18 protein-coding genes and 1 other annotated feature are annotated in these 17,469 nt (G+C 34.7%); of the genes, 7 read left to right on the top strand and 11 right to left on the bottom strand.

Annotation, left to right across the window (positions count from 1 at the left end; translation table 11 throughout):
- Positions 1 to 475: 475 nt before the first annotated feature.
- The 4 genes from PI85_RS07265 to PI85_RS07250 all read right to left on the bottom strand — a co-directional run bounded on the left by PI85_RS07265 (position 476) and on the right by PI85_RS07250 (position 3,857).
- Positions 476 to 1,288: a protein phosphatase 2C domain-containing protein gene (locus PI85_RS07265; RefSeq protein WP_036125559.1), complete on the bottom strand. Its 813-nt coding sequence runs from the start codon at positions 1,286 to 1,288 to the stop codon at positions 476 to 478.
- On the bottom strand, positions 1,281 to 1,733 hold the full coding sequence (locus PI85_RS07260) for an HIT family protein (RefSeq protein ID WP_036125557.1): 453 nt from the start codon (positions 1,731 to 1,733) through the stop codon (positions 1,281 to 1,283). The genes PI85_RS07265 and PI85_RS07260 overlap by 8 nt, the downstream gene beginning before the upstream one ends.
- 166 nt (positions 1,734 to 1,899) lie before the next feature.
- Positions 1,900 to 2,108: a binding site (T-box leader), on the bottom strand.
- A 542-nt stretch (positions 2,109 to 2,650) separates the two neighbouring features.
- Complete coding sequence (locus PI85_RS25190; protein ID WP_144422590.1) at positions 2,651 to 2,899, bottom strand: hypothetical protein; 249 nt, start codon at positions 2,897 to 2,899, stop codon at positions 2,651 to 2,653.
- 103 nt (positions 2,900 to 3,002) lie between these two features.
- Complete coding sequence (locus PI85_RS07250; RefSeq protein WP_235318465.1) at positions 3,003 to 3,857, bottom strand: leucine-rich repeat domain-containing protein; 855 nt, start codon at positions 3,855 to 3,857, stop codon at positions 3,003 to 3,005.
- 107 nt (positions 3,858 to 3,964) lie between these two features.
- Here PI85_RS07250 and PI85_RS07245 point away from each other — a divergent pair, with 107 nt between their 5' ends.
- A complete protein-coding gene (locus tag PI85_RS07245; protein WP_036125552.1) occupies positions 3,965 to 4,312 on the top strand; it encodes a hypothetical protein in 348 nt (115 codons plus the stop codon).
- Positions 4,313 to 4,377: 65 nt separating this feature from the next.
- On the opposite strand, the gene PI85_RS07240 is transcribed toward PI85_RS07245, so the two are convergent.
- Complete coding sequence (locus PI85_RS07240) at positions 4,378 to 5,391, bottom strand: S66 peptidase family protein (protein WP_036125550.1); 1,014 nt, start codon at positions 5,389 to 5,391, stop codon at positions 4,378 to 4,380.
- A gap of 599 nt (positions 5,392 to 5,990) precedes the next feature.
- Here PI85_RS07240 and PI85_RS23845 point away from each other — a divergent pair.
- Complete coding sequence (locus tag PI85_RS23845; RefSeq protein WP_080709335.1) at positions 5,991 to 6,083, top strand: YjcZ family sporulation protein; 93 nt, start codon at positions 5,991 to 5,993, stop codon at positions 6,081 to 6,083.
- Positions 6,084 to 6,795: 712 nt separating this feature from the next.
- Here PI85_RS23845 and PI85_RS07235 read toward each other — a convergent pair.
- Positions 6,796 to 7,425, bottom strand: coding sequence for a LysE family translocator (locus PI85_RS07235; RefSeq protein WP_036125548.1), 630 nt, complete (start codon positions 7,423 to 7,425; stop codon positions 6,796 to 6,798).
- Between the two features lie 271 nt (positions 7,426 to 7,696).
- On the opposite strand from PI85_RS07235, the gene PI85_RS24635 reads away from it, so the two are divergent.
- Complete coding sequence (locus tag PI85_RS24635) at positions 7,697 to 7,870, top strand: hypothetical protein (protein ID WP_200878311.1); 174 nt, start codon at positions 7,697 to 7,699, stop codon at positions 7,868 to 7,870.
- A gap of 118 nt (positions 7,871 to 7,988) precedes the next feature.
- On the opposite strand, the gene PI85_RS07230 is transcribed toward PI85_RS24635, so the two are convergent.
- Positions 7,989 to 8,606 carry an FMN-binding negative transcriptional regulator gene (locus PI85_RS07230; RefSeq protein WP_036125546.1) on the bottom strand — a complete coding sequence of 206 codons (618 nt, stop codon included), beginning with the start codon at positions 8,604 to 8,606 and terminating at the stop codon, positions 7,989 to 7,991.
- Between the two features lie 156 nt (positions 8,607 to 8,762).
- Between PI85_RS07230 and PI85_RS07225 the strand changes: the two genes are divergently transcribed.
- Entirely contained in the window at positions 8,763 to 10,169 is a 1,407-nt protein-coding gene (locus PI85_RS07225) for a PLP-dependent aminotransferase family protein (RefSeq protein ID WP_036125544.1), read from the top strand.
- Positions 10,170 to 10,696: 527 nt separating this feature from the next.
- Here the strand turns inward: PI85_RS07225 and PI85_RS07220 are convergent.
- Both PI85_RS07220 and PI85_RS07215 read right to left on the bottom strand, forming a co-directional pair.
- Positions 10,697 to 11,119 carry an ester cyclase gene (locus PI85_RS07220; protein WP_036125542.1) on the bottom strand — a complete coding sequence of 141 codons (423 nt, stop codon included), beginning with the start codon at positions 11,117 to 11,119 and terminating at the stop codon, positions 10,697 to 10,699.
- A 238-nt stretch (positions 11,120 to 11,357) separates the two neighbouring features.
- Positions 11,358 to 11,594, bottom strand: coding sequence for a DUF3953 domain-containing protein (locus PI85_RS07215; RefSeq protein ID WP_082011551.1), 237 nt, complete (start codon positions 11,592 to 11,594; stop codon positions 11,358 to 11,360).
- A gap of 191 nt (positions 11,595 to 11,785) precedes the next feature.
- Between PI85_RS07215 and PI85_RS07210 the strand changes: the two genes are divergently transcribed.
- Entirely contained in the window at positions 11,786 to 12,154 is a 369-nt protein-coding gene (locus tag PI85_RS07210) for a DUF4180 domain-containing protein (protein WP_036125539.1), read from the top strand.
- A 918-nt stretch (positions 12,155 to 13,072) separates the two neighbouring features.
- Here the strand turns inward: PI85_RS07210 and PI85_RS07200 are convergent.
- The gene (locus PI85_RS07200) at positions 13,073 to 13,258 is read right to left on the bottom strand and encodes a hypothetical protein (RefSeq protein ID WP_036125535.1); all 186 of its coding nucleotides are present in this window, start codon (positions 13,256 to 13,258) and stop codon (positions 13,073 to 13,075) included.
- 388 nt (positions 13,259 to 13,646) lie between these two features.
- Here PI85_RS07200 and PI85_RS07195 point away from each other — a divergent pair, with 388 nt between their 5' ends.
- Positions 13,647 to 14,093 carry a helix-turn-helix domain-containing protein gene (locus tag PI85_RS07195; RefSeq protein ID WP_036125533.1) on the top strand — a complete coding sequence of 149 codons (447 nt, stop codon included), beginning with the start codon at positions 13,647 to 13,649 and terminating at the stop codon, positions 14,091 to 14,093.
- Between the two features lie 343 nt (positions 14,094 to 14,436).
- Positions 14,437 to 14,589 carry a YjcZ family sporulation protein gene (locus PI85_RS23840; protein ID WP_081937001.1) on the top strand — a complete coding sequence of 51 codons (153 nt, stop codon included), beginning with the start codon at positions 14,437 to 14,439 and terminating at the stop codon, positions 14,587 to 14,589.
- 596 nt (positions 14,590 to 15,185) lie between these two features.
- On the opposite strand, the gene PI85_RS07190 is transcribed toward PI85_RS23840, so the two are convergent.
- A complete protein-coding gene (locus tag PI85_RS07190) occupies positions 15,186 to 17,267 on the bottom strand; it encodes a serine hydrolase (RefSeq protein ID WP_036125532.1) in 2,082 nt (693 codons plus the stop codon).
- Positions 17,268 to 17,469: the final 202 nt, after the last annotated feature.

Below are 17,469 nucleotides of genomic sequence, written 5' to 3'. Positions count from 1 at the left end.
TTTTAACCACCTATTCATTTTTTCAAAAGCATCCGATTGCTGAGGTTAAAAGCATGAAAGCTGCAAGATAATATCTCAGGTAACCCTTTTAAAATTTTAACATAAATATCCAATATATTCTGATATTATTCCATGAAATGGACCTATTCATGAAGAAAGACGCTCATCATTAAAGAAAAGCGCCCGATTGTTGAACATCGTTTTCAACTAAACCCCCTGTAATTGAAGTATAGAAACGATTAAATATTGCAGGTTTAAAGCGTTAAATTTACTGGTTTTTATTCAGCTAACTCTTAATAATTTTGAAAAGTACTTTAGTAGACATGTTTCTATATTTACATAAAAAGCTATATACAATATTCAAACGAAAGTCTAACAAATGTTGGTTTAACAGCATTTTTTGGATTTCGGTTTCTTTCCAAACTTTGGTTTGGGAACGTTATTTAGATTTATTTTGCATACTAATTAATATATTTTACTGATTACTAGGGATTGTGGCAGTCTTCGAAATATTTATCTTCCAGGAAATAATTGTTGTACTGTCTCTAACATTATTTTCTTGGATGTCTCGTAACATTTTCCAAATACTACGCTCATCATCTAGGTTATTAACTGCATTATAAATATCTATCACGTTTGCATAGGGTTCATTCGGGCATTCCGTTATTCCATCCGTTGTAAGGAATAAATGATTTTCTCCTTTTCTTAATTCCCTTCTTCCAACTGTATAGCAAGGAACTTCTTGTTCAAAAGTATTAACCTGTCCTATCCATTCATAAAATTGCCTTTGATTCAATTGATATTGACCTAATGCAGCTAATTGTGGATGAAATAAACAAAGAATACAATCTCCAACGGAAAACCACCATACATATTTATCTTTCCTGACTACAATTAAGCAAGCTGTTTCTCCCTTGATTTTCCGACAACTAGATAGGAAATACGCCGATTGAAACATACTTAAAATCTTATCTTCCATCCTATTAAAAAATTTCATATTTACAGGTGAGGATAATAAATTTTTGATGGTACATTTTTCTTTATTGAACTGCTCTAAAATAATTTTAGCGCTCTCTGTTGTATTATGTGCATCAAGGAGAATCACGAACTCCCAATTTTCTTTGATGTTATGCCAAACTAAGCAACCATCTTCATTCTTATATTGTCCTGCATTAGAATTACCACCGTAACGACCAACTAGAATATGATTTAGTTGAAGAATGCTTGGGTTGTCTACGAAGTTTTCTTGACTACCGATCCAACTAAAATCTTTACTCTTATTATTCATGTGGATTACCATCTAGATACGTTTTAAGACGATTACAAAGCGCTATAATAGCATTATTATCACCCATTGGAGCATCTTTCCAATCGTAAACTTCAGATGGTCCCCAGTATTTTTTTGGCGTATTTGGATAACGAGCTACTAGATGCATATGAAGATGTGGGACTGAATTTCCTGAAACAAATGAGTAGATGTGTTCAGCATTTTCTGACTCTGTTAGAGCTTTACTAATTCGAGCCATAATAACTCCAAACGCTTTTGCTTCTTCCATTGTCATATCGGCAAGTGTGGGAGCGTGTCTTTTTAAATCAATCATAATATGCCCAAGATAGTTTGGATTACCATTTCTATCAATATGTCCAACAAAAACATATTCGTCCTCGTAAATCATTATCCCTGCGGTATGAATATTTCCAGCGTGTTTATTACAAATAAAACAATCATTCATAATATTTCTCCCCTTTCGGTTAACACATTGAAAGTTAATATTTATTGCTGTAAATATTATTGTAATAACCTTTTACATTCGAAATCTTCGTTCACTTTTTTAACTTCTCTCATAATAGTTTCATTTCATGGCTCACCCTCCTAAAAATAAAAAAACTTCGCCTCAATAAAGAGACGAAGTTATATTCGCGGTACCACTCTAATTGATTAATTAAACATTAATCCACTTAAGCTATAACGGTAGCTGCCGTTTATACTTACTTTAGTTCAGCATAAATACTCATGGACGAGTTCAGAAATTTATTGACTGTTTTGCACCATCCAACAGCTCTCTATACAATAATTGTTCCCTACTACTTCCAATCATTGATTTATATATTGATTTAAATCATATTAAATATTGAAAATTTTGTCAATTGAAAATTCCCATATCATCGTTTTAGAACCTTTCATTAAAAAATGTTATTCAAAAATTCGGCCCTTTATGAGTACGAAAAGTTATTGAAGAAACAATGCCAAAAAGAATCCCCGTCAACTACCCCAAATTCAGCGATTGACTAACACCGATGAGAGCTCCGCCAATCCCGATGCTCAAACCCGGACTAAATGCATCAATAAGCAGGAGACTGGTGGATATTTCTCCCTCTTCACCTGATTTAGCGTGTTGAACGCAATCGCTCCAGTGGTAGGTTGTGCTAAACCGATACCAAATCCAGTAAATAGCTGTGAGATTACTGTAAAAATGATTCCTCCCTCTGAAAGATCAACAGCCAGTATTACCATAATAACTCCAGTAATCATAATCCCTAGTCCCACCGATCCCCGTTTCTTCCGCCCATTTCCATTATCTTTAGCATCAAGTTTTGACTGTAGTCAAACCGCAGTCGACCAACTTAATGCACCTGCGGCCCCAATTAATCAAGCCAAATCTGCAGGAAGCATTTTCACTTCTGTCAAAGTCAATACAACATAACTTTCGGTCGCTCTTGAGGCAATCGTAGCAGGCAAACCTCTTCTGGCACTTAAGATACACTCCGGCAGCAGCCTTTGGAAAGGCTGCATCATGATAAATAATCCTACTACCGAAAGCATAATCCCTTTCCAATCGGTTATGAAACTTAGCCCAACTAGCAATAATAGCCCTCCACCTTGGATTGTGGAAGGCAAATAAAACCCTTTTTTTATTTACGATAAAAACGTTTAGCGAGAACTATTCACGTGCTTTTCGAACTTTACTTATATGGTCAAAGCATACTCAACTGTTCTAATTCTACAAATATACGATACAGCCTCTTTCCTCTAATTCGTCTAACCAGCTCGGGATCTTTAATTCATGATTCCACCTTAAATCTAGTCGTTCTAAGCTTTCCATTGCCAATAATGATTCCGGTACTTCCTTTAAATCATTACTTCGTAGATCTAATTCTATTAGATTTTTCAAATGACCAATCGATGCCGGCAATGTTTTCAATTTATTTTGTCTTAGATTTAACCGTCTTAATTTTATACATGTAAATAATGAATCAGGTACTTCCTGTAATTGATTGTCTTCTAACTCTAAAACCCGTAATAATGCTAGTTCTCCGATTTTTTCAGGCAAAATGGTCATGCTATTTTTTTTCAAATGTAATTCTCTTAAATTCGTTAATCTACACAAACTTTCTGGCAACTCCGTTAATCGATTATTCATTATTCGCAGTTCTACCAGTTTATTCAAATTCCCTATTTCCTCTGGTAGTTCACTCAACAAATTATCACTTAGGTTTAAATATCTTACTTTTGTAAGCTGGCCGATTTCTGGAGGGATCGATTGCAATTGATTATTATGAAAATACAAATAGTCCTCCATATTCACTAAATGACCAATTTCAGGAGGAATGAGATCAATATGATTATGCCCTGCATCTAACATTCTCAGATTCTTTAAGTTCGTGATTTCTGCTGGCAAATTGTTAATTTTATTGACTGAAATATTCAGTATTTCTATACTCGTCATTTCAAAGATTTGTGTAGGTATTTCCCTCAAATCGTTATCAAATAGATTCAAATCCCTTATCCCTTTTATTTGGGATTCCTTAAAATCAGGTAACGTTTTTAAATTCATCTGTGCTAAGTTAATTTTCATGTTCATCTTCTCCATAATTTAATTTTGAAGCTAATGTAAAGAGAGTTTTGGACGATAATAGGATATGTATGGTAAATACTAAAAAATTAGGAAGGTGGAAACTTTTTATGATAACATCGAGAAACTCATCATCAACTATGCAATATTTAATGACACGTCGATCTTATAAACAAGGTCTCACACAACAAAAGCAAAACAACCAAAACAGTAACGACATTAACCGTACTTCTAAAGAGAAACAAGAGAGAATCGATAATGTGAATAAAATTATTGAAAGCAGCAAAACCTCTAAACTCACAACTAAACAAATTGACACACTTAAAAATGCGGCTAAAGATGGTTTGTTGGGCTCTAATAGTAATAAATTAGGACCATTAGCGCAACATAATCTCCAAAATATATTATCAAAATCTAAGTACTTCACCACACAAAAAGCTTATCGAAATTCCATCTAATCGCATAACCATACAAACAACCACCCTCTAAATCTTTTAGAGGGTGGTTTTATATTGGGAAATCCTTAAATAAAGTGTTGCACAATAGTCCCTTTACCGTTATATGATTCTATTTCTGCATATGCTCCGTTTATAAAAGTGATTTGTGGTGGCACATGCCCACAATCAATGTCATAGATTATAGGAATTTGTAGCTCCTCGGAAAGTTCTTGATAGACATCTTCAATTGTATAATTTCCAACGGATGTATTCGCAGCACTTCTACCAAATAGAATACCTGAACACTTATTAAGCCATCCAGCTAATTTCATTTGTACAAGGAATCTGCGTAGATCAGTCGTGGATAATTCGCAGTTTTCCAAGTACCATATAATAGATTCACCTTGAATATGCGTTTCTTGAAAGCTTTGAACATCACCGAATTTCGTTCCAATTAAATGTCTGATAGTATCTATACATCCACCAAGTAAACGCCCTTTAATTTTCACCCTCTCCAGTGATGTAGATAGCCATTTCGTTTTTTCCGTAAAATTAAAAACATATGGCGAAAGGCTATCGAACTGCCATTCTTTTTGATAGTAGTCTGACGAATGCTGTATGATGGATTCGCCTTTTTTTAAAGATAAAACGGATTGCCACATGGCAGTTGTATCATCAGAATACTCTCCTCTTAAATCTACTAAGTTCGTTCCATGTGCAGTAGCGATACCCGTTGTTAATGTAATTGCCAACAATAGTAGACTAACATCTGAGTACCCTAATACCCATTTTGGCTGAATATTGGAGAAATCAATATATTCGAGTATTTCAATAAGAAGCTCTCCACCCCATGGAGGAATAATAATATCGATATCATCATTAGCCATCATGTGATGAAACTCTTCCGCACGCTTCATAGCCGGGGCAGATTTTGCCTTATCCTGAGTCCAAGCAGTTTCTCCACAAATGACTCTAAACCCCTTATTTTCCATACGAATGCAGGCTGTTTTCAATAAATCATGAAGTTCAGCCTGTACACCAGAGGAAGGTGCTGTAACTCCAATGGTCACGTCCTCTTTTAAAAATGGATAGTTGATCAAATGAATCACCCCTTAATTTTGTATCATTTTAACACAAATTGTATCCTGTTTTTAAAACAAAATTTATATCTTTAGAGCTGTGAGTAGACCTTTTACCGTGTAATTACATGTCCATCTACTAACACTCTTGGATTATGTTTATTTATTAAGCCGGCTGGATTCTCATCAAACTTGATATCTGTAAAAAGATCCATTACATAATAGATCAAGTTTATTTCCCTTTTTTAAATGTTCTCTTTATGCTAGCAATCATTTCACTACCAAATGACGCTCCCTGTACAGCTTTATTTCCTCGGTAATTCGTTCATCCGCTGTTATTTCATATGCTGCCATGATTTATATTTCCCTAATCAATTGGGTTACTCGCCTAGGAAATAAGAAAAAAATTTCCCGGGTAAGCGCAGGAACTGACATTATCGATTCATATTACAGCACTAAGCGACTGATTTCAGCAATCTTCTATTTGCATGAAATAAATAGGAACTTTATGGACGAAATATTCATATTAAATTTTTCAAAAGAAAGGATTGATTAGTTGAATAGCATCTCTCCTATCTATAACTTTACATATTCTAGATGATAGAAAGGAGGGATTTATAATGGGTACAAACTATGACAAACACGATAATTTATCATTCGCACTAATCGTTGTCCTATTCATACTTTTAATTATTGTCGGCACTAGGCGCTAGCTTTGTTCAACATCCATGTCGGGCAATAATAAATAGTCTCCATATAGCCTTCCTTCTTCGAGATAAAATAATCATAACAGCCTTTTCTATGTTTACCATAAAAGGGTCGCCCCGAAAATTGACCCTTTTTTTAATTTTCATTCCTCTTTTTCCTAACAGCCCAACAACAATAGGATTTCGTACTTCACGCTAGGTTACGAAGTACGGAAAATTTGTGAAATAAAAAGACCTGGACTCTAAAAACGAGCTCTGAGCCTGTTGCCACTAAATTCTCTTGTTATTGTATGATGGTTGGTAGTATGAATAGTAATAGAGAGCAAGCCATTCATACAAGAGTTACTTTTTGGGGTAATACTTTTTGATGGGGGCCTTCATAAAAGCCTGAGAATTGTAACTTATTACGATACAGAATGAATAATATGATGTATATTGCTATCCCGCCAATATCATGATCCAACTTTGTTTGTAAAGTGGTATAAATGAGTTGTACCGCTCCCCACATAAGACATCCAAAAACTATAAAAAATTCTTATTAATTTAAGAATACACTTCTTATAAACGCCCTTCTCCCACTAACTTTATTCACCCTCTATATGCCTTTTCGAATAGTCGAACAAAATGCCGTTGTAGGAATGCAAATTTTAGCCCATTTGTATAGACAACGCCCACTGCGCCCGAATCTTTCATTTCATTAAGAACTAGTTATCAAACTTTATTTGCGTTGAAATACAAGATTAACAGCAAGACATGTCAAAACACTTGCCATGAACCATCGTTGGACCTTTATCCAAGTAGGACGTGTGCCCAATAATTTGGCAACTCGACTAGCTACCAAAACAATAATGAGATTGACAATAAAACTCACGGTGATCTGTGTTAGCCCCAATATCCCCCCCTGAATCAGTAAAGAACCCTTTGTGGGATCTTCAAATTGAGGTAAAAGTGATACATACAAAATGGCAATCTTGGGATTTAGCAAATTCGTCATAAGTCCCATTAAAAATAGTTTCCTTGGTGGTTCTATAGAAACTGTCCGAGGTTCAAGAATAGATGTTGCGCCAGGTTTTATCGAATTCCAAGCGAGCCATAATAAATACATGGCTCCTGACCATTTCACCAATTCATATAAAAATGGAACCGTAATGAACAGCACTGTAAGTCCAAACATTGTGGCAATTATGTAAATGATAAAACCTAGCATTATACCTAATAATGATATGAATCCTGCCATCCGTCCTTGTGTAATAGAGCGAGAAATGAGATACATCATATTCGGTCCTGGCGAGCAAACCATCCCAAGTGAAACAAGTGCAAAAGCTATCAAAGTACTAAAGGTTACCATACCTATGTTTCTACCTCTCTGATCTAGAAAAAAACTTACTGAATGAATTTCAATAACCTAATTTCTTTATCCATAAAATTATGCCTAAAAGAACTAATGGTATTGTACCCTTTCAATCTACGAAATGAATAGGAGAAATATCATGGACCGCTAAATTCTTTTCTCGATTGAAATAAGTTAACGAATTATTTTCCTTTTCCTAAAATTCACAGATTGCTTTTCATTCATCTCTTTTCGCCATATACTTAAATCACTAAAAGGAGGTTAGACAATGAACCATCGTCCTATACACCAATGGCAAAAAGAACATCATCATCGAGTAAAAGATTTCCATAAAAATCATGCGTTAGCATTAGAAAATGGCGAGAATGGAAATGGGCTGTTAGCTAAGTGGGAAAGATTTGTATACAAAAAAGGAAAAGCACTTTTTAAATCTGCTAAATAATTTTACTAGTTATTAGCTGTTCTATTATAGGACAGCTCTTTTTTCTTTTTAATCTTCTCTTTCTTCAGTTACATTAAAAGGCAGAAACGCTCTTAATACCTCGTTTCTGCCTTTTGTTTTAGTCATTTCTGTTTTTCTTCATTGCCTCAGCTACTGCAGAAGCATGTGGATCGTTTTCTTGATAAAGCTCTTTAATAATATTGGCGTAATCCGTACTATTTCGATTTTGACTTAATTTATAGGCAGCCTGAACCTCTTCTACTTTTATTTTAAATCCTTTTATTCCTTTTATTTCTTTTTGTAACATTTCAGGAGATAGCTTTTCCCACAGGACAGGGTTTTCACGGAATTTCTCATATTTTTCTAGTAATTTTGATAAATCCTGTTCTAATTCCTTACCTTCCATAATATTTGCTTTCCCATAAATATGAACCGCTTGATAATTCCAAGTGGGTACATTCTCTTGTTCATACCAAGACGAAGAAATATAAGCATGTGGACCATTAAAAATAGTTAATAGTTGATCCGTCTCCTCAAAAGTTTTCCATAACGGATTGCCGTAAGCTAAGTGACCTGTTAGGTAATAGTCATCCTGATCTTGATTAAGCAGTAATGGAATATGGGACGCTATGGGTCTCCCCTTACTTATCGCCACAATTGTCGCAAATGAATTCATTTTAATAAATTCTTGTATTTCTTTCATATCTGTTATTTTATAATACTTTGGGATAAACATATAAACCCCTCCTCTTTACATTCATTGTGAAATGAAAAAAACGATCGTCTTAATTTGTTTACAGTTTCCCTTTCACCATGTATTTTGATTATAAAAGGTTGACTGCACCTGTTAACAGAGCCAAATATGTAATTTTGGAAGGAGCCAGTGAAACGTATGATTGAAATTACCCCCATTTTAAACAATGAAGAACCACTTTATTTTCAGTTATATAAATATTTAAAAGTTGAAATTCAAGCTGGCAACATTGTCGCTAAAACCAAGCTGCCCTCTCAACGAAGTCTAGCACATCACTTAAACATTAGTCGTAATACTGTAGATACAGCCTATCAACAACTCCTTGCAGAAGGTTATGTGGTAAGTAAGGAACGACAAGGTCTTTATGTTGAAGAGCTGGAGAAGCATTATTTCCAAGGTTCTGTTTTAGAATCCATGGAGATGCCCCAAAAATCTAACCAAATAAAAGATAGTTCTGTCATTAAGTTTGATTTTAAATATGGAGATATTAATGTAAAAGATTTTCCCTATAAAATTTGGCGTCAATTGAGTATGCACAGCCTTCATGAAGAACAGAGTCACCTTTTTATGTATGGCGATGCACAAGGTGAGCTTGAATTACGACAATATATTGCAACCTATCTTTATGAAGCTAGAGGAGTTAAATGTTCAGCAGATCAAATTGTCATAGGAGCTGGTTTACAGTATCTTTTAGGCGTGCTATGTAACATAATTGGGAGAGATGAGCTTTTTGGGATGGAAGATCCAGGGTATCATCGAGTTCGTTATCTATTTAAAGATCATCATATCAAGATGAAGCCCATACCATTAGATGAAAAAGGATTGAGTATTACTCATTTACGAAATAGCCACATAAAAGCCATTTACGTCACACCATCCCATCAATTCCCACTAGGTCATGTGATGCCTATTTCCAGAAGACTAGAATTATTAGAGTGGGCAAAAGAAGAGAATGCCTACATTATAGAGGATGATTATGATGGAGAATTTAGATATGCTGGTAAACCAATACCCGCACTTCAAGGATTGGATTCATATGATCATGTAATTTATATGGGCACCTTCTCTAAATCCTTAATTCCTTCTATCAAGATAAGCTATATGGTATTACCTAAAAATTTAATAAATGTATATCGTAAAAACAGCTATTATGTTCAAACCGTATCGAGATTACATCAACATACTTTACAGCTATTTATGGAAAGTGGTCATTGGGAGAGACATCTCAATAAATCGAGAAATAATTATAAGAAAAGATATGAGGCCCTCATAAAAGCCATTCACCAAATATTTGGCGATAAGATGAAAATCTATGGGGACAGTGGTGGTCTGCATATACTGCTAGAGCCCAATAATAATATGAGCGAAGATGAACTAATTGAAAAAGCATCAATCAAAGGAGTAAAAGTATATCCAACCTCCATTTTTTACGCTACCCCTACAGAAGAATTATCTGCAAAAGTAATGCTTGGATTTGCCAACTTAAATGAGGAAGAGATCTTTCAAGGTATTGAGCTATTGAATAAGGCTTGGTATGAATGCTAGGGAAAAATGAGTGTTTTTTCTAAAACTTTTTGTGTTACATGTCCTTTACATAAATTGTTGGGGATTATACGGCGTACTTCCTTTCCCCTACCTCTCTTCCTCTGCATGGTAAAATAAGTTTATCTAGGCGGGTATATAATGGATGCTTAATTCAAATTGCTTTAAAAAGATAGAAGCTTATGGGTAAAGGACAAAGGATTGATTAGAGCTTTTCGTTTTTTTAAAATGAATCCAATAAAAAACTACACATGTTACGTCTGATATGGACGCAAAGAAATGGGGAAAGTAGTATGTTTATAGTTAGAACAGTTATTTTATGGATGATTATATCAACTATCATTAATGCCTATTTAATGACATTACCCATACCTGTTTTACGAAAAAGAAATTATCCGGCTAACTACCTTCCCCTAAATATGATAAACAATCTGATTGTATGAGCCTCAACAGCAAGTATCAACGAATACGAGGCGAGAAATTGTTGAATACTCACAGTTCTGAACAAAATAAAAACACCCCGAAGGATGTTAATTATTCGTATTGCGTTTGAGTTGGTTTTCAATACCAGCTCGATCAATTTGTATCCAGTATTCTACTATTTTTTCATCTTCTATTCTATAAACCGCGCTCGCTATTTCAATAACCGGAAGATTGGTTGGCTGATAACCATCGACCTCTCCAACATGCTTACCAGCTTGTTTCCAACGTACATATACTTTATGATCTTGTACCATGAATTCTTGTATTTCTAATGAAAAATCGCCATATGCGTCTATCATTTCTTTTACATGGTCAGCATAATCCTTTGGCGTTCTTACAACCGTTATTTCTTCTTCTGAAATAACTTGGTGTGCCAATACTTTGTCTGCCATTAATTCAGTTGCATAATCTGGATTTTTTCCTGAACGTACTTCTTCAAAAAATTTCTTAACAATATGCTCTGGTGTCATTTAAACCCTCCATTATTATCCATGATGGCGAGGAAACCTACATCTCCCATACATTATCATAATGCAAAAATTACCGAATTGGAATCTTATTCTACCAAGCCCACTCATAACCACACCAAACTCTCCCCTCTTAATTTGGAGCATGTCAGCTGTTGGATGCCGTTTCAAAGCACAAGAAAATGCCTCCACCCAAAGGTGAAAGCTTAAAAAATCGAGGTAACTTTATACCTCCTGTTTATTAAAAGATACTAGAAATGGACACAAATACTGAAAATAAAAATACCCCAATAAAGAGCCAGCCATTAACTTTTCTCTCTTTTTGAAATTCTTTCAATCCTAAAATTAAAAGCAATACACCTAAGAACAATATCATTAAGAAATTTAACCGATAATCACCTGTGATAATTCCGTAAGTTGAAAATGATACTACTAGGATTGAAAAAACAATTTGTAAGATTGTTAGCAAAATGACCATCACCTTTTAAATAATGTACTTTTATTATACAATACAAAAGAAAATATGGATATAATTACCACTATCAAACCCTTTAATATTAATGAAAATTTTTACTATCACCGTAATGTGTCTCCCTATTACTCTATACATTTCACAATTGAAAATTTAGGTTATAATAGAAATCATTATAGTTAATAGGGGTAATGAAAATGAATATAAAAATAACAGAAGTTAACGGACAAAAAATAGCACTCGTTCATGAAGATACTATTTTATTGAAAGATGAACAAAGTGCTTTGGACTTTATTATGACAACTAGCTATGAAACAGGCAGTAATCGATTGGCACTAAATAAGGAAGCCATTTCAGAAGATTTTTTTAATCTTAGTACAAAGCTTGCAGGTAATATCCTTCAAAAGTTCGTTAATTACCATATTAAGTTTGCTATTATAGGTGATTTTTCAGTTTATAGTAGTAAAGCACTGAAAGATTTTATTTATGAATGTAATAAAGGAAACCATATATTTTTTGTTTCCACTGAACAAGAAGCGATTGAAAAATTATCTAATGCAAAATAAAACATTAGCATAATAAGTTTCAAATAACCGGGAAATTCTTTCCCGGTTTATCACCTTTTGCTTAAAAAATACTTATTCTACTGCCCTATACCTTTCAACTAACTAGGTTCTTCCTCCCTAACACTTTACCAGCTCTAACCTCAATTTGTGCCGCCATGTTGAACTTTATCTAAAATCTCAACCACGATACGAGACAATTCCAAAAAAACTGATGCCGTTCTTTCTAAAAATTGAATAGTTTTTTAAATATAAGGATTTTTTAGTGTGAAAAATACCCTACTTCAAAAATTAAACAATTATACTTTTACCCCCGCCCTTGCTTAAATCGGGGTTTGCTTGTTTGAAAATTAAATAGCATTTGTATAGTATTTTTATTTAGTGTGAGAGATACATGGCAAAATTAAAAAGCCACCTAACTAGGCGACTTCCGATTAAAATTACTCCAAATTTCATCTAGACTTACATTATTTAGTTGCCTATCATAAAAATGAGGTGATACTTTGTCGGTCATTTTTACATATACCAAATATATTCTTATGATTCTTTCTGCTATTCAGTTAACAAGGTTCAGTCCTGAATATTTAGAACCAATACTACTTTATGAGTATCTCATTTTGATAGCATTTTGTTTTTTTCTTGGCCTATTGGAGGATTTTTTTAAGCCAAGTAAAAAAACAAATATTTTAGTGCGCCTAGCCATTACCATTGGTACTCTTGTTTTATTGTTTACATCAGTTTCTCTCAAATCCACCGCTACCATTATTTTTTCAATCATTATGTTTAGTGCATTCAGTTTCTCAGTATTTTTAGAAATTAAGCAAAAGGATTAAAACCTCTTTTGCTTTTCCCCTCTTCATACTTCACAAACGTTATCACAACGTTTAATGGCTTTACCTCTTTGGAATCTTCATTGAAAGCTTAAACTATCTCAAGTTTCAAGGTATTTCGATTGACTATGATATATTCACCTGTTGTTTTGTTCATCACTTGAGAGACTTCCTTGGTATGCGTTATCTCTAACCAATCATTTTGTATATCCACTAAAATTTTTATTTCTACATCACTTTTTCCATATTTCAAACCACTATAGGAAATTTTCGACATCATACTCACCCCTATTCTAAACATTTGACCACTGACTGCTGGTCACTATCCTAATGTATATTGCTAGAAACTTACACATGATAAAATACTGATCAATCAATATTTATAAGGGAGTCTTATTCGCTTGCGAAATGCTCTCCCTTTAATTTTACTTTTTTTACATTTCGCAATCAACAACAGAACCCGTTATTATAAGATACAGACAAAATGGTTTGTTCACGAAAATTCCACCAAACATCTTTTTTGTAATAACACTATATAAATAAAGGACTATACACAGAAATAAGCGCATTTTCCAAGGGGAAACTAATAGTTTACACCCTATGCAACGATGCGGTTCTTTAGTTTTTAAATGCAAATAAATATACTGTGGATAGGAGTTGATCATATGTATTTTTCTTCAAAAATAAAAGAAGAACGTCAAAAGCATAATATGTCACAACAACAGCTTGGAGAAAAACTTACTATTAGTAGACAATCTATCTCTAAATGGGAACGTGGAGAAAGTTACCCTAGTATTGAATTGTTAATTAAGTTAAGTGACATTTTTGATATTACGCTTGATGAATTAGTAAAGGAGGATCATTCTTTGAAAGAGAAACTCATCAAAGATAGCCAAAAATTAGTCTATCCAAGATGGAAGTTATTTTTTGATATTCTTCTAATCATTGGATTCTTATTCATACTGGCTAAGATATTCATTGTCATAGGAAATAAGTTATTTGATTTAAATATTGTGTTCCTAAAGGATTCTCTATTCTTTCAAATTACACCATTTTTTATGACGATCATTGGAGCAATTGGCAGCGAATCTCTAGCTAAAAAATACAAATAACCATTTCAGAACTATCGTCATACACGAATCGTATAGGAGAGTCCCTTCAAACTATCTGAAGGGGCTTTTTTCAGTATATATCTTCTTCAAATTTGCTCCGACAGTTTTTGAATTGCTTTACCTATTTTCATGATTAGTTATCACATTTATGAATAGTAAGGTAAAGCTAACCTGATCACACATACCCTAATTATCTATCTAATGATCGCTCCTATCCCAAATGGCTTTATTATTGTTTTGTCTAACAAAAATATACTTTATGTAGCCCTATAATTGATAGGTTAACACCCCCATCCTTGTCTACAGCTAACATACTATGTATTGTAGAAAGGAGGGATATATTATGGGATACTGTGGAAATGTAGGCGGCATAGAAAATGGAGGCTATTATGGCGGCGGATCTAATAATGGCTCAACATTTGCCCTAATTGTTGTTCTATTTATTCTTTTAATCATTGTCGGTGCAACTTTCTTAAAAAGAGAAGAAGACTGTTAATACAACCAACGAGCTGTAGCGTGTGTACCGCTACAGCTCTTATTTCTAGAACATCTATCTGAGTTGAACGCTTCTATCACAAAACTTTTGATACATAAAATAACACATAGAACATCCTATTCCTAAATACTAAATTAAAAGGTGTTCCTGTTAATTTCAATGGAGACCATATAATTTTTATTTAAAGACAATTAACTAAAAAACATAGAATATCAAATCATATATATAATAGTATTAAGCCCTATTGTTTAGCTTCGCGTATCCCATTTTGTACCCTTATTCTAATTGCCCATTATGCCATTTCCTATTATGGAAATGGCTCAATTTTTTAATTTACTTCCCTCCCAGAATCAATTGACCCTATCTTGCAATGTGTAGGATGCTTCTATGGAATATTAGTAAATGAAGTTCAGTAGGTGTATCTTTTCACTATTAATAGAAGAATAAAATGAAAATCACTCATTATTTTTCAAATGAGTGATTTTTGTGTGTATTAATTCTTATGTTCTATCTATTTCATGGCATAAAATAAGAATGTTATCATGTGGGCAGTGGTTTAAATGTATATTCAGAATACCCATCCGATTGTAGTAGTACTAGTTCAACGTAATTGTAAATTCCGAGTTCGGTGCACCCGCAAATACAACCGTTCCGTTCTTCGGTAGCTTTACTTTGTTATTGCCGCTCACAACAGTAAAATTGACGTATAGACCTTCCTCATCATACACTGCGAACGAACTTTTTGCTGGTAATGACACTGTCATCGTTTTCCCTGCTGCCGCTTGCGGGATCGTAAACCATTCCGCATGACCATTTGCTTGTAGCTTCACTTTGGATGTTTGATCTGCATCAAGTGATTTTACGTTGGACCCACTTACGTATAACAATCCGCCCATCTCCATATATTCATTACCACCTTCTGTATAGAAACGAGCTTCTGACGTATCACGACCTGCCGATACAGGGATCTGAAGCTGATGCGCAGCCGTGTTTGGACCTGTAATTTTTCTGCCATTCCAATAGCCATCTAGACCTTCATTACGATTAATTTGTGTTGTCAGCATCATTGGTAAGAGATATAGAGCAGAACTATATTTTTCATTTACGAGATAATACTTAACCCCTTCCCTTTGTGCCCATGCGACAGTCGTTTCCTTCGATAGCATATTGTCTTCTAATTTCTCGGCTAAATATTGAGTAACCGCTACTTGCCCTAAACCTGGTAACGAAATAAATGAGCTCTCCACCAAGTATGTTCGGTCATTCTTTTCTTTGATGAAGTAGAGCTTGGAAGTGCCTGTTTCATGAATGAAGCTTCCATCTGCAGTATAGACATATTTTTCTTCTGAATTACCGGGTAAGAGTAGTTCTCCATTTTTCGTAATTTCTATGTTGAAATGACTGAAACTATTGCCGTAAAAACCCGCTTTCTTTGCTATATCTTCAGGCATCTTGGCCTTGACCGGCTTGCCAAAGGATTTGTTCGGCTTGATATCCTTTATTACGCCCTTTTCTTTAAGCGCTGCGAGCAGTATTTCTGTCGCCATCAGTTGATTTGTAGAGCTACTACCGCCAGATGACAACACAGCCACTGCCATCTTCTGCTCAGGAAGTACGACCAATGAAGCATGTTGTAGTCCTGTATCTCCACCTTTAGCCAAGCCCTTTATCCCGTATTCACTGAATGGATATAGTTTCACACTATCCCAGCCAAGACCATAGTTGATAATATTATCCCCATCTCCTGGCCACATTCCTTTTTTATATTCCTCTTGCTCCATTGCCTTGACTGCCTTATCAGAGAGAATTCCTTTTCCCTGTCCCATAAATATTTGTGAAAAACGCACCATATCTTCTGCTGTGGATGAGATTCCTCCCGTTCCAATCACATTCACCGATTCAGCAGGAAGCTGCCCTTCATATGTTGGAAAATAAAGTCCAGCAAACTTGTCGTTTTTCCCTGTGTTCTGCGGTGTTTTCGTATGATTGAGCTTTAAGGGTTCCGTAAACTGTTGATGGATAAATTCGGTAAAGCTCATTCCACTTACTTTTTCCACCATAATCTCAGCCAACGTAAAGCCGTCGTTGCAGTATACCGAGAATGCACCTGGGTCCGCTTTTAAGCTCTGGTTGGACAATTGTCGCAACAAATTATCATGGGCATACGTATCATTATCATCAAATAAAAAGCTATTACCGTACCCAGTACCTTGCAAGCCGGAGGAGTGGTTCAGCAGCATACGTGGCGTAATGCGTTTGTAACGCTCGTCTTTCATCTGAAAATCAGGAACATAATGAACGACTGGAACATCTAAATCAACTTTTCCTTCGTCGACCAATTTCATCACAGCCGCCGTTGTATAGATTTTACTAACTGAACCAATCCCGTAAAGGGTATTTTTAGTCAGCGGCTGTTTTCCTTCCATATCGTTCTTGCCTGTTTGACCCGACAAAATAACTTTACCGTTATCAATTAGCGCATATTGCACACTAGTCGTCTCATAGGACTGCGTGAGTAGATTTGCCTTCTCTGCTGCAATTTTTTTCAGTTTATGGTTTGCAACTTCTTGGCTCACTACAACCGTAGTCTGATTGTCAGAAACTGCCATAGCTACTGTTGGTAGGCTCATCGTTAACGCTAAAGTAGCCGCTAACACCCCGGATAATTTATTTTTCATAAAAAAAATTTCCTCCTTAGTGAAGTAATAGATATTAAGAAAATATTTCTTAGAAAAAAAGAAATATTTTCTATAAATAGAATATCGTAGTATACTATGTTCGTAAATACAATGATAGACTTATCCCCTTTCAGGCTTAAGACCTATAATTAACGACGTAACTTAAAAAGACCAGCTTGGCTAATTTTGATATGCTCCCTAT

The organism is Lysinibacillus sp. A1 (assembly GCF_000801965.1).
GTDB classification, from domain to species: Bacteria; Bacillota; Bacilli; order Bacillales_A; family Planococcaceae; genus Lysinibacillus; species Lysinibacillus fusiformis.
Note: the sequence above shows the minus strand (reverse complement) of the source record. Positions and strands in the feature narration are given on the sequence as shown.

What these genes read in the sequence shown, in the direction of transcription:
- PI85_RS07265 (WP_036125559.1), bottom strand. Translation starts at nt 1,288, where the DNA reads ATGAATAATAAGAGTAAAGATTTTAGTTGGATCGGTAGTCAAGAAAAC.
- PI85_RS07260 (WP_036125557.1), bottom strand. Translation starts at nt 1,733, where the DNA reads ATGAATGATTGTTTTATTTGTAATAAACACGCTGGAAATATTCATACC.
- PI85_RS07250 (WP_235318465.1), bottom strand. Translation starts at nt 3,857, where the DNA reads ATGAAAATTAACTTAGCACAGATGAATTTAAAAACGTTACCTGATTTT.
- PI85_RS07245 (WP_036125552.1), top strand. Translation starts at nt 3,965, where the DNA reads ATGATAACATCGAGAAACTCATCATCAACTATGCAATATTTAATGACA.
- PI85_RS23845 (WP_080709335.1), top strand. Translation starts at nt 5,991, where the DNA reads ATGGGTACAAACTATGACAAACACGATAATTTATCATTCGCACTAATC.
- PI85_RS07235 (WP_036125548.1), bottom strand. Translation starts at nt 7,425, where the DNA reads ATGGTAACCTTTAGTACTTTGATAGCTTTTGCACTTGTTTCACTTGGG.
- PI85_RS24635 (WP_200878311.1), top strand. Translation starts at nt 7,697, where the DNA reads ATGAACCATCGTCCTATACACCAATGGCAAAAAGAACATCATCATCGA.
- PI85_RS07230 (WP_036125546.1), bottom strand. Translation starts at nt 8,606, where the DNA reads ATGTTTATCCCAAAGTATTATAAAATAACAGATATGAAAGAAATACAA.
- PI85_RS07225 (WP_036125544.1), top strand. Translation starts at nt 8,763, where the DNA reads ATGATTGAAATTACCCCCATTTTAAACAATGAAGAACCACTTTATTTT.
- PI85_RS07220 (WP_036125542.1), bottom strand. Translation starts at nt 11,119, where the DNA reads ATGACACCAGAGCATATTGTTAAGAAATTTTTTGAAGAAGTACGTTCA.
- PI85_RS07215 (WP_082011551.1), bottom strand. Translation starts at nt 11,594, where the DNA reads ATGGTCATTTTGCTAACAATCTTACAAATTGTTTTTTCAATCCTAGTA.
- PI85_RS07210 (WP_036125539.1), top strand. Translation starts at nt 11,786, where the DNA reads ATGAATATAAAAATAACAGAAGTTAACGGACAAAAAATAGCACTCGTT.
- PI85_RS07200 (WP_036125535.1), bottom strand. Translation starts at nt 13,258, where the DNA reads ATGTCGAAAATTTCCTATAGTGGTTTGAAATATGGAAAAAGTGATGTA.
- PI85_RS07195 (WP_036125533.1), top strand. Translation starts at nt 13,647, where the DNA reads ATGTATTTTTCTTCAAAAATAAAAGAAGAACGTCAAAAGCATAATATG.
- PI85_RS23840 (WP_081937001.1), top strand. Translation starts at nt 14,437, where the DNA reads ATGGGATACTGTGGAAATGTAGGCGGCATAGAAAATGGAGGCTATTAT.
- PI85_RS07190 (WP_036125532.1), bottom strand. Translation starts at nt 17,267, where the DNA reads ATGAAAAATAAATTATCCGGGGTGTTAGCGGCTACTTTAGCGTTAACG.